This window comes from Frankia sp. AgB1.9, assembly GCF_016786355.1.
In the GTDB taxonomy this organism is placed as follows: domain Bacteria; phylum Actinomycetota; class Actinomycetes; order Frankiales; family Frankiaceae; genus Pseudofrankia.
In genome coordinates, this window is record NZ_JADWYX010000120.1 from 18,050 (window position 1) to 28,835 (window position 10,786).

Annotated in this window: 10 protein-coding genes; 4 read left to right on the plus strand and 6 right to left on the minus strand. The window is 73.3% G+C overall.

Features of this window, described 5'->3' with window-relative positions; all coding sequences use genetic code 11:
• Positions 1-55 precede the first annotated feature (55 nt).
• Positions 56-1,345 carry a cytochrome P450 gene (locus tag I6A60_RS33435; RefSeq protein ID WP_203022639.1) on the plus strand — a complete coding sequence of 430 codons (1,290 nt, stop codon included), beginning with the start codon at positions 56-58 and terminating at the stop codon, positions 1,343-1,345.
• A 94-nt stretch (positions 1,346-1,439) separates the two neighbouring features.
• Here the strand turns inward: I6A60_RS33435 and I6A60_RS33440 are convergent, their stop codons facing one another.
• Both I6A60_RS33440 and I6A60_RS33445 read right to left on the minus strand, forming a co-directional pair.
• The gene (locus I6A60_RS33440) at positions 1,440-2,198 is read right to left on the minus strand and encodes an SGNH/GDSL hydrolase family protein (RefSeq protein ID WP_203025335.1); all 759 of its coding nucleotides are present in this window, start codon (positions 2,196-2,198) and stop codon (positions 1,440-1,442) included.
• 139 nt (positions 2,199-2,337) lie between these two features.
• Positions 2,338-3,606, minus strand: a complete 1,269-nt coding sequence (locus I6A60_RS33445; RefSeq protein ID WP_203025334.1) for an ABC transporter substrate-binding protein — start codon at positions 3,604-3,606, stop codon at positions 2,338-2,340.
• Between the two features lie 387 nt (positions 3,607-3,993).
• Here I6A60_RS33445 and I6A60_RS33450 point away from each other — a divergent pair, with 387 nt between their 5' ends.
• Together I6A60_RS33450 and I6A60_RS33455 are read left to right on the plus strand one after the other, a co-directional pair.
• Positions 3,994-4,479 carry a flavin reductase family protein gene (locus I6A60_RS33450; RefSeq protein WP_203025338.1) on the plus strand — a complete coding sequence of 162 codons (486 nt, stop codon included), beginning with the start codon at positions 3,994-3,996 and terminating at the stop codon, positions 4,477-4,479.
• 97 nt (positions 4,480-4,576) lie between these two features.
• A complete protein-coding gene (locus I6A60_RS33455; protein ID WP_203025337.1) occupies positions 4,577-5,320 on the plus strand; it encodes a GntR family transcriptional regulator in 744 nt (247 codons plus the stop codon).
• Positions 5,321-5,341: 21 nt separating this feature from the next.
• Here the strand turns inward: I6A60_RS33455 and I6A60_RS33460 are convergent, their stop codons facing one another.
• Both I6A60_RS33460 and I6A60_RS33465 read right to left on the minus strand, forming a co-directional pair.
• On the minus strand, positions 5,342-6,526 hold the full coding sequence (locus I6A60_RS33460; RefSeq protein WP_203025336.1) for a CoA transferase: 1,185 nt from the start codon (positions 6,524-6,526) through the stop codon (positions 5,342-5,344).
• 55 nt (positions 6,527-6,581) lie between these two features.
• A complete protein-coding gene (locus I6A60_RS33465) occupies positions 6,582-7,922 on the minus strand; it encodes an LLM class flavin-dependent oxidoreductase (RefSeq protein WP_238436792.1) in 1,341 nt (446 codons plus the stop codon).
• A 223-nt stretch (positions 7,923-8,145) separates the two neighbouring features.
• Here I6A60_RS33465 and I6A60_RS33470 point away from each other — a divergent pair, with 223 nt between their 5' ends.
• A complete protein-coding gene (locus I6A60_RS33470) occupies positions 8,146-8,643 on the plus strand; it encodes a DUF3237 domain-containing protein (protein WP_203025332.1) in 498 nt (165 codons plus the stop codon).
• 299 nt (positions 8,644-8,942) lie between these two features.
• Here the strand turns inward: I6A60_RS33470 and I6A60_RS33475 are convergent, their stop codons facing one another.
• Together I6A60_RS33475 and I6A60_RS42240 are read right to left on the minus strand one after the other, a co-directional pair.
• Positions 8,943-10,355, minus strand: a complete 1,413-nt coding sequence (locus I6A60_RS33475) for a HAMP domain-containing sensor histidine kinase (RefSeq protein ID WP_203025331.1) — start codon at positions 10,353-10,355, stop codon at positions 8,943-8,945.
• Positions 10,352-10,786: winged helix-turn-helix domain-containing protein (locus I6A60_RS42240; RefSeq protein ID WP_374487394.1), on the minus strand; the 435-nt coding region annotated here is incomplete at its 5' end. The genes I6A60_RS33475 and I6A60_RS42240, both read right to left, overlap by 4 nt.

Here is a 10,786-nt window from a genome sequence, read left to right on the forward strand (position 1 = left end):
CGACATTGCTACAGGAACGCGGCGCCAGGACCAGGGCGCAGGGGGAGATGACGTGATGACCGATCTGACGACCGAGGCCGCGGCGAACGCCGGTGTCCGGACCGTCCCGGCCGATCAGTGGGCCGCGGTGGTCGCGGCGCGTTACCCGGCGCATGACGGCGCCGCTCGTCTGTACGGGGACTCGATCAGTCAGGACGCCGACGTGTTATACCGCCGGCTGCGCGCTGAGTACGGCTCGGTCGCGCCCGTCCTGCTGGAGGGCGACATCCCTGCCTGGCTGGTCCTCGGCTACCGGGAGGCCCACTTCGTCGCCGCTCGCAACGACCTCTACGACCGTGACTCGGCGCGGTGGAACGCCTGGGACCTCGTCCCCCCGGACTGGCCGATGCGGACGGCCGTCGGGAAGGGCGACTCGATCACCTGGGTGACCGGCGCCGAGCACACCCGCCGCTCCGACGCGATCCACGACGTTCTCGGGGCCGTCGACCTGTTCGAGATCCGAGACCGGTGCGAACGGGTCGCCGACGACCTCATCGACACGTTCGCCGACCGCGGCCAGGCCGAGCTGATGTACATGTACGCGCACCGGATCCCGGTTCAGGTGATGGCGAACACCTTCGGCATCCCGGCCGAGGAGACCGCCGGCCTGGTCCGCGACCTGGTGACGCTCTTCGACCACGGGGCGGGAGCACTCGCCGCCTATGGCCGACTCATGGCGCTGATGACCCGGCTCATCGAGCAGCGGCGGCAGGGGGAGGGCTTCGACACGATCTCCCGGCTGCTCCGGCATCGGGCGGCCTACAAGGACGACGAGGCACTCCAGGATCTCTTCGCGGTCATCGCCTCCGCGCAGCAGCCGGTGGCCTACTGGATCGGGAACACCCTGCGGCTGCTGCTGGCGGACACCCGGTTCGCGACGTCGCTGGCCGGCGGGCGCCGCAGCGTCGGGCAGGCGATGTCCGAGGTCCTCTGGGAGGACCCGCCGGTCGCCAACTTCACCGGCCGCTGGGCCGTGCGCACGGGCCAGCTCGGCAGCCAGCGCATCCAGGCCGGCGACATGCTGGTGCTCAGCGTCGCCGCGGCGAACAACGACCCGGAGGTCCGCCCCGACAGCGCCGCCGGCCCCGGCGGCAACCAGGCGTACCTGACCTTCGGCCACGGCGAGCACCGCTGCCCGTTCCCCGCGCAGGAGCTCGCCGAGGTCGTCGCGCAGACCGCCGTCGAGGTGCTCCTCGACCGGCTGCCCGACCTGACCCTGGCCGTGCCCGCCGAGGACCTCGTCTGGAACCCGGCGATCTGGGTCCGCGGCCTGGCCACGCTGCCCGTCACGTTCACCCCCGCCTAGCCCGGCGGGCGCCCCCCCCGCCCCCCCGCGGCGGCGGCCCGGGGCCCCCCCCCGGGGGGGGAACGGGGCCCCCCCCCGGGGGTGCCGGCGCCGGTCAGACGGCCGCGGGCTCGATCAGGGTCCAGCCCGCGTGCTTCCCCATGCGCCCGTCGCCCGAGGAGCGGCCGGTAAGTCGGCGCGTCATCCACGGACGGACGTGCCGCCAGTAGTAACGCGCCTCCGCGAGCGGGCCGGGCGACGGCGGCTCCAGGGCGAGCGGTGCCGGTCCTGTCGCCTCGGCGCCGAGGGCGGCGAGCACGAGGGCCGCGACCCGGCGGTGGCCGAACGGGTTGAGATGGAGCCGGTCCTCGGACCAGTACCGCGGCGCGCGGATCTCCGTGTCCCCGAAGGCGTTGACGAACAGCACACGGCGGTCCTGGGCGAGCCTGGCGGTCGCGTCGGTCAGCTCGGCGGCCCGGCGATGGAGCACCCGGCCGAACGGGAGCCGGTCCGACGGGTCGGCACCGGCGAGCAGGACCGGGGTGACCCCGGCCCGCTGGCACCGGTCGACCGCGTCCAGGAGCAGGGAGATGAGGCGGACCAGGTCGGCCCCGGGGCGCATCATGTCGTTCCCGCCACCGTTGATGGTCACGATCGTCGGAAGCGGGTCGAGGGCCAGGGCGGCGTCGAGCTGTTCGGTCACGATGGCTTCGAGCAACCGCCCGCGGATCGCGAGGTTGACATACCAGGTTTCCGCCGGATCGCGGGCGGCCAGCCCGGCCGCGACGAGGTCGGCCCAGCCGCGGGGACTTCCGTCGGCCCGCTCGTCGCCGACGCCCTCGGTGAAGCTGTCCCCAAGCGCGGCGAAGCGCACTGCTGCCTCCTCTGCCGGTCGCCGGCCCGGTGGCCGCCCGGGACCCGGTGGCCGGCCAGGGCGGCTGGTGCCGCGGGCCACGACCTCCGCGGACGGAGCATCGCATTGCCACGGTATGTCCGCGGTGGCCCGCCGGTCGCTACGTGAGCGGCGCGCCGCACCAGAAGCCGTTCTTGTCGAGAGCCGCCGGCGGCGGTACCGAGGCGAAGGCGCGGCCCGCGTGGTCGACCTTCACGAAGTTGAAACAGTTGTCCGGCTCCAGCGGCTTGCTGAGGTCGACCGGGGCGACCAGACCACCGCCGGTGAAATTCGTCACCTTTCGCAGATTCTGGATGAATGCTTCCCGGGTCGGACACGTTCCCGCCAGGCGAAGGCCCTGGATCATCTCGTCGGCGGCGACATAGCCGGCGAGCGCCAGATCGTCTCTCGGGTCGGCGAGCTCAGGCGCATAGGTGCTCATCGCCCGGTCATAGGCGAGCATGGCCGGCGAGTCGACCGCGGAGTAACCAGAAATGATCGAGATCCCCGCCATGTCGTCGCCCCGCTGGGTGAGCAGGCCGGGGTCGTAGCCGGTGGCGCTCAGCGCGGCGGCGAGCGTGATTCCGAGCGCCTTCGCCTGCGTGTAGATGTCGATGAAGGTGCTGGCCTGGGTCGCGGCCACGAGCGTGTTCGCGCCCGCGTCTGCCAGCTCGTGCGCGACGTGCGACGGGCTCGTCAGCCCGTCGGTGAAGGGGACCTCGCCGACGACCTGGATCCCCCGGCTGCGCAGGCTGGGGGTGAACTGGGCCGCGAGGTTCTGCGACGTCGCGGTGCTCGAGTCGATGACGACCAGCGCTTTGGTGCCGCCCTGCGCCTTCACGTAGTCGCCGATGGTCGAGGCGCTGCCCGGGTTGAACACGTTGCCGAAGTGGAAGAGGTTCGGGTGGGTGCTCCAGCTGGCGCTGGTGGCCGTCCCGGTCACCGGGATGCCCTGGGCCTGCAGCCACGAGGCCGAGCCGTCCACGACGATCGACTGCGCGACCAGGCCGAAGACGCCCTCGGTGTCGACGAGGTCGTGGGCCTCCGCGGTGAACTTCCCGGAATCCGACTCGTCGTCGCCCCAGACGACGTCGATCCTGCGGCCACCGACGCCGCCGCTGGCATTCTGTTGGTCGATGCGGGCCTGGACCGCGCTGCGCGTCCCCTTGAAGGTGGAAGCGACCGCGGTCGGTCCCGTGTCGGGGTAGATGAGGCCGATCTTGACGGAGTCCGCCGTCACGCCCGGCGTCTGCGTCGGACAGGCCCCGGCGCCGTCGGCGCTCCGGGTCGACGACGCGCCACAGCCGGCGAGAAGAATGGACGACCCCAGCACCACGGCGGCGAAGGCCACCGTGTTTGTTCGCGCCGCGAGCGGTCGGCGTGGGTTCATGACGCGCTGTCTCCTGTCGGGTGGGGCAGCACCGGGCCGTAACAAATTCTTTACGTAGCGTCGTAATGAACGCTATCGTGCGGGTCCCGCCGGGTTTCTGTAGGGGTAGCCGGTAGGGGTAGCCGGCACGGGTGGCCAGTTCTTGCCACACACGTGGTCGGCAGCCCGAAGAGTGCTTGATTGATTCTTTCTGATTAACTGGACGATTCTTATCGACGGTCGCCCGCTCGTCGCCGTTCGTTGATCGTTGCCGCCGTTCGTTGATCGCTGCCCGACCACCGCCTCCCGGACTGCTGGCTGCCCCGAGGTGGCTTCTACTTGACACCTGATATATCAATTTGCCAGGCTGATCGGGTGACGAGTGCGGCAGACGCCCCCGAGGCGGGCATGACGGACCAGACGTCCCGGCTCTTTCGGGAGGCCATGGCCCTGTTCCCCAGCGGCGTGACGATCGTGACGACCGCGGACGAGGACGGCCGGTGGTGGGGGTTCACCGCCAGCTCGTTCTGCTCGGTCTCGATGGACCCACCGCTCGTGCTCGTCTGCCTCGCGGCGAAGGCGGAGTGCCATCCGGTGTTCGAGACGGCCGAGCGGTTCATCGTGCACGTCCTGCCACCGGAGCACGCTGGCCTCGCCGTCCGGTTCGCGACCAGGGGAGCTGACAAGTTCGCGGACGCCGGCTTCCAGTCCGACGAGCACGGCCTGCCGGTCCTCGACCGGGCCTGCGTGACGCTCAGCTGCTCCACCCACGCGGTGCAGCCGGCGGGCGACCACTCGATCCTGCTCGGCCGGGTGGGCCGGATCTCGGTGAACGATGACCCGCCGGCCCTCTACTTCCGGCGCCGGTTCCACCTGATCGGTGACGTGGCCTGAGCGGGCCGAGCCGGTGAGGTCGGCTCGCCTCTGATATACGCTGATCGCCGTGTCAACGCCCGGTCACTCACATCCGCTTGACAGCGGACCCGCCCGGATGCCGGCGGGCCCGACCCTGGCCGTGACCTCCGCGCCGGCGGGTGACGGCCCGGCCGGCGAGGACGCGGCCGGCGGCCCGCGCCGGCTCCGGCTGGGGGCGACCGCGCGGGACCGGGTCGCCGACGTGCTCCGTGACGAGATCATGAGTGGCCGGTTCAGGCCGGGCACGCGGATCGACCTGGACGAGACCGCCGCCTGGCTGGGCACCAGCCGGACCCCGGTCCGTGAGGCCTGCCTGACCTTGCAGTTCGAGGGACTGGTCCACGTCGCCCCCCGCAGCGGGGTGACCGTCGTCGGTCTGAGCCAGCGCGACGTGGAGGACAACTTCGCCCTGATCGCCCTGCTCTCGGGTGCCGCGGCCGCCTGGGCGGCGGAACGGATCTCCGGGCCAGACCTGGCCGAGGTGCGCCGGCTCGCGGCCGGCGTCCGCACGGCGGTCGAGGCCGGCGGCGACCTGAGGACGGCGAACTTCCTGTTCCACCGGGCGATCAACCGCGCGAGCGACTCGGTGCGGCTCATCGCCCTGATCCGCCAGACCGGGCGGATCATCCCCTGGTCCTTCTTCGACATGGTTCCCGAGCAGGTGGGCTGTGCGCTGCGGGAGCACGACGACATCGTCGACGCGCTCGCCGCAGGCAACGCGGCCCGGGCCCGCCGGGTGTCCGAGGAACACGTGGTCGGCGCCGGTCAGCTGCTGGTCACCAGGCTGTTCGGCGCCGAGCCGGCCGCCGGCCCCGGCTAGGGGACCGGCGCCGGCGCGCGGTCAGATGACCTGGCGCTCCCGCAGCCCGGCCAGGTCGGCCGCGGACAGGTCCAGCAGCTCGCCGAGCACGTCGTCGGTGTGCTCGCCGAGACGGGGGCCGAGGCTGTCGACGACGCCCACGTGGTCGGAGAAACGCGGCACCGGCCCCTGCACGAGCATCGAGCCGAGCTCCGCGTCCTCGACCCGCCGGAAGACCTCCCGAGCCACCGTCTGCTCGTCCTCCAGCAGCCCCACGACGTCGTAGACCGGCGCCGCGGCGATCTCGGCCCGTTCGAAGACCGCCATCGCGGCGTCCAGGGTCTGGCCGGCGACCCAGTCCGCGACCACCTCGTCGACCTCACGGGCCCGCGTCAGCCGGCGCACCGGATCGGCGAAGTCGGGGTCCGCGGCGAGGTCCGACCGCCCGATGGCGTGGAAGATCCGCAGCGCGACGGTCGGCGCGCTGCCCGACATGGCCAGCCACCGGTCGTCCTTGGTGCGGTAGGTGTTGCGCGGCGCCGAGATGTCCCAGCGGTTGCCGGACCGGCGCTGGACGGTGCCGAGCTGGTCGTAGGCGAGCACCGACTGCTCCAGCAGCCGGGCCAGCGGGTCGATCAGGTTCACGTCGATCAGCTGGCCGTCCGCCCCGTGGACGTCGCGGTGGTAGAGCGCGGTCAGCACCGCGTAGGCGGCGTTCAGCGACGCGACACCGTCGGCGAGCATGAACGGGGGCAGGGTCGGCGGCCCGTCGGCCTCGCCGGTGACGTGGGCGAAGCCGCTCATCGCCTCGCCGAGGGTGCCGAAGCCCGGCCGGTCCGCCTTCGGCCCGGTCAGCCCGAAGCCCGTCACGTGCAGCATCACGATCCCGGGGTTCACGGCGCGCAGCCGGGCGTAGTCCAGGCCCCAGCGGGTCAGGGTCTGCGGGCGGGTGTTGGCGACGACGACGTCGCAGGTCGCCGCGAGCCGGCGGACCAGCTCCTGTCCCTCGGGCAGCCTCAGGTCGACGGTCACCGAGCGCTTGTTGCGGCTGACGCTCTTCCACATCAGCCCGACGCCGTCCTTGCGCGCGCCCCAGCCGCGGATCGGGTCGCCGCCGCGCGGCTGCTCGATCTTGATGACGTCGGCCCCGAACTCGCCGAGATAGGTCGCCACCAGCGGCGCCGCGGCGAGCGACGCCATGTCCAGGACACGGATGCCGCCGAGCATGGCGCCCGGCTGCCCCCCGGCCGGCCGCCCCCCGGCCGGCGGGGGCGCCGCTGTGTCAGGCATCGGCGGTGGCGTCCGCCGCCGGCGCGAAGCTGCTCGCGGGGCGGGCGAGCCCCAGGTTCTCGCGCAGCGTCGAGCCGGTGTACTCGCTGCGCACGAGCCCGCGCTTGCGCAGCTCGGGCACCACGAGCCGGACGAAGTCCTCGAACGCGCCGGGGAAGTGGGTCGCGGCGAGCACGAAGCCGTCGCACGAGTAGGTCTCGAACCAGTCCTGCATCTGGTCGGCGATCTGCTCGCCGGTGCCGACGAACCGCGGGCCCTGCAGCAGGGTGGCGCGGTGGTTGGCCAGCGTCCGCAGGGTGACCTTGCCGCCGCCGAGGTGGCGCTTCACGCCCTGGACGAGACCGCGGATGCCGGAGATCGAGTTGATCAGCTCGTCGGTGACCTCGTCGTCGAGCGAGTAGCCGGAGAAGTCGTGGTTGGTGAGCTCGGAGAGCAGCGTCAGCGACGCCAGCGGGTGCACGAGCTCGTTGAGCAGGATGTTCTCCTTCTCGCGGGCGATCGTCTCGGTCTCACCCACCACGGCGTACACCATCGGCAGCAGCCGCACGGCCTTGGGATCGCGCCCCTCGGCGACGATGAGCTCCTTCTGGCCCTTGTAGTGCTCCTGGGCGACGACCTGGCTCGGGTCGGCGGTGAAGATCAGGTCGGCCCACTTCGCGGCGAAGCGCTGCCCCCGGCCCGACTGCCCGGCCTGGATGATGGGCGGGCGCCCCTGGGGCGGGCGGGGCACCGTCAGCGGCCCGCGCACGTTGAAGTACTTGCCCTGGTAGTCGATCTCGTGGACCTTGGCCGGGTCGGCGAACTCACCGGACTTCTGGTCGAACAGGATCGCGTCGTCCTCCCAGGAGTCCCACAGCTGGGTGACGACCTCGATGAACTCCTCCGCGCGGTCGTAGCGCTCGTCGTGGGCGAGGTGCTGCTCGACCCCGAAGTTGCGCGCCTCGGCGTCGTTGACCGAGGTGACGACGTTCCACGCCGCCCGGCCGCCACTGAGGTGGTCCAGGGTGGCGAACGTCCGCGCGACGTGGAACGGCGGGTAGTACGTCGTCGAGTAGGTGGCGCCCAGGCCCAGATGGGTCGTCGCCGCCGCGGCGGCGCCCAGGACGGCGGTCAGGTCGAGCTTGACCGGCCGGGCGCCGAAGCGGACCGCCTCGGCGGGGGAGCCGCCGTAGATCGCCGGCATCGCCAGGCGGTCGTCGAAGAACATCAGGTCGAACGTGCCCTCCTCGAGCACCCGCGCGATCCGCTGGTAGTAGCGCAGGTCGAGGAAGTCGGGCGCGGAGCTCGGGTACCGCCAGGAGCCCGAGTACACCGACACGTTCGACGCCTGCATGAAAGCGACCAGGGTGATCTGGTCGTCGCGTCCAGCGGACACGTTCGCCCCTCTCCGGATTGATATATCAGAGACCAGGTCACAGTAGACGTCCTCGGGCCGGGTCGGGTCAACCTGAGGGGAGCGCCACGACCTGGCGAGCTCCGGACCCGGTCGCTCCGCCTTCCGCTCAGCGGAACTGCTCGAGGGGCGATCCGGCAGGCCGCTCCTATGCTCACGGCCCGTGAGCAGCACCCCCGAGCACGCCGCGCCGGCCGAGCTACCACCCCCGCCGCCGCTGCTGCCGATGGCGCAGGTGCGCTGCGACGTCGGCGCGGTCGTCTCGCTCGGCCAGGCCACCTACGGCGAGCGCCGGTTCGTCCCGCTCGCAGGCGGCACCGTGCGGGGCCCGGAGCTCAACGGGACGCTGGTCGAGGGCGGTGTCGACTGGCAGGTGGCCCGCGCCGACGGCGTCCTGGACATCGACGCGCATTACGTCATCCGGACCGACGACGGGGCGCTGGTCGAGGTCCGCAGCGACGGCCTGCGCCACGGCCCGCCCGAGGTGATGGCCCGGCTGGCCCGCGGTGAACCCGTCGAGCCGGACGCGTATGTCTTTCGCACCATCGTGCGCTTCACCACCGGCGCGCCGGCCTGGCTGCACCTCAACCGGACGGTCGCGATCGGCGTCGGCCAGCGTGAGCCCCGGCGGGTGGTGCTGACCCTCTACCGCGTCACGTGACCGGACCGGAAGTTCGTGGGGGACCGCGGCAGGGGCACCGGTGCCGGGCCGGCGGCGTCCTTGGGGGGGAGGTGAGGACGCCGCCGGGCCGGGGCGACGGCGTCCCCGGGGGGGAGGGAAGGACGCCGCCGACGCGGGCGATGGCCGGGTGGCCGCCGCCTGACCGCTCAGCCGGTGAAGCGGTGCTTCGAGCACATCGTGGGGGGACGTCCTCGATGTGGGCTCGTCGTCGACGCTAACCGGCCGGTAGGCCGCCACCGCCCCGCCTGAGCCAGCCGAGAAGGTCTCTTAGGGCTGGCTTAGGGAACGCCCGAGCCGCCCCGGGCCCGGCGCGCTGGGACCACGGCGTGGCGGCGCGCCTGCCGGCGTGACTGCCGCCGCGGGCGTGCCGCCGTCCGGCCGGCTCCCGTGCGCAGCCGCAGACGGATGTCCGCGCCGCCCAGCCGGGAGCGCCCGATCGTCAGCTCACCGCCGGTCGATGTGGCCACCCGCCGGGCGATGTCCAGGCCGAGCCCGGTCGAGCCCGCGCCGCCGGCGCCGGCGCCCCGCCGCATGGCCTCGGCCGGGTCCGCGATCCCGGGCCCCGCGTCCGCGACCCGGATCGTCGCGGCGCCCGCCGTGACCCGCAGCGCGACCGCGAACGCCACCCCCTCGCCGGTGTGGTGAAAGACGTTGCCCAGCAGCGCGTCGAGGGCGGCGGCGAGCTCCGCCCTGGCGACGGGCACCTGCGCGCTGTCGCCGGCCCCGGCCAGCCGCCAGGGGCGGCCCTGGTCCTCGGCGAGCACCGACCAGAAGTCGACTCGGTCGCGCACCACCTCGGCCGCGTCGCAGCCGACCGCGACCGGCCCGCTGGCGCCGCGGTCGCGGGCCGCGCGGATGATCTGGTCCACCTCGTGCTCCAGCCGGTCGACGGCCAGCTGCACCTGGTCGGCCGCCTCGGCCCCGCCGAGCGCCGCGGTGTTGAGCCGCAGCACGGTCAGCGGCGTCCGGAGCCGATGGGACAGGTCGGCCGCCAGCTCCCGCTCGGCGGCCACCAGCTGGCGCACCCGGTCGGCCATGGCGTTGAACGCGACAGCCGCGTCCCGCACCTCCGGCGGCGCCCCGCCCCGGGAGGCGGGCACGCGGGCGTTCAGGTCGCCCGCGCCGAGCCGGCGCGCCGCGAAGGCGAGGCCCCGGGTGGCCCGCACCATCCGGTTGCCCAGACGGTCGGCGACCAGCACCGAGATCGCCACGAGCGTCACCGCCAGGCCGCCGAGCACCAGCCAGGCCGCGCGAACCCCCTGGCTCATGGCCGAACCGGGCACGAAGACCTCGACCACCGCGATGCGTGCGCCGCTCACCGCCACCGGGCCCAGCAGCACCGAGCCACCCGGCACGTTGACCACCGACTCCTCGCCGCTCATCGTCACGACGGCCAGCTGGTCCGGCCTGACGCGCGACGGGCCGATCGTGGTCAGCGTGCCGTCCGAGTCCGGCACGTGCACGGCGGCCAGCCCGTCGGCTCCGCCCTGGCTCGCGGCGAGCGCCCGTTCCAGGGCCGACCGGTCGGTGGTGATCGCCATCGCCGGGCCGAGCTCGGCGGCCGTCCGCTCCGCCTGGGCGAGGGCGCGGTCGTGGGCCGTCTGGGCCACGATCAGCGCGAGCGGGACCAGGAAGGCCAGCGCCACCATCGACGTCACCGCGATCGCGAGGCGGATCAGCTCGCCCCTCATGACTCGGGCGCCTCGAGCTTGACGCCGACCCCGCGCACCGTATGCAGGTAACGCGGGCGCGCGGCGGTCTCGCCCAGCTTGCGCCGCAGCCACGACAGGTGGACGTCGATGGTCTGGTCGCCGCCGTAGGCCTGGTGCCACACCGCGGTCAGCAGCTCGCCCCGCCCGACCACCAGGCCCGGCCGGGCGGCGAGGTAGGCCAGCAGGTCGAACTCGCGTCGGGTGAGGTCGAGCCGCGCGCCGGCCAGCGTCGCGGCCCGGCGGGGTACGTCGACGGACAGCTCGCCCACCCGCAGCGGGGGACTCACCGCCGCCTCGCCCCGGGGCCCGGGGGGGGGGGGGGGGGGGCGCCCCCCGCGGCGCTGGACAGTTCGGGCCGGTCGGCCAACGCCACTCTGGCCGCACAGCTGACCATCCCGGACCAGCTGGTG

Bases quoted from the DNA above. Each gene is read 5' to 3' on its own strand.
- I6A60_RS33435 (WP_203022639.1), top strand. From the start codon at position 56: ATGACCGATCTGACGACCGAGGCCGCGGCGAACGCCGGTGTCCGGACC.
- I6A60_RS33445 (WP_203025334.1), bottom strand. From the start codon at position 3,606: ATGAACCCACGCCGACCGCTCGCGGCGCGAACAAACACGGTGGCCTTC.
- I6A60_RS33450 (WP_203025338.1), top strand. From the start codon at position 3,994: ATGACGGACCAGACGTCCCGGCTCTTTCGGGAGGCCATGGCCCTGTTC.
- I6A60_RS33455 (WP_203025337.1), top strand. From the start codon at position 4,577: ATGCCGGCGGGCCCGACCCTGGCCGTGACCTCCGCGCCGGCGGGTGAC.
- I6A60_RS33460 (WP_203025336.1), bottom strand. From the start codon at position 6,526: ATGCTCGGCGGCATCCGTGTCCTGGACATGGCGTCGCTCGCCGCGGCG.
- I6A60_RS33465 (WP_238436792.1), bottom strand. From the start codon at position 7,922: ATGCAGGCGTCGAACGTGTCGGTGTACTCGGGCTCCTGGCGGTACCCG.
- I6A60_RS33475 (WP_203025331.1), bottom strand. From the start codon at position 10,355: ATGAGGGGCGAGCTGATCCGCCTCGCGATCGCGGTGACGTCGATGGTG.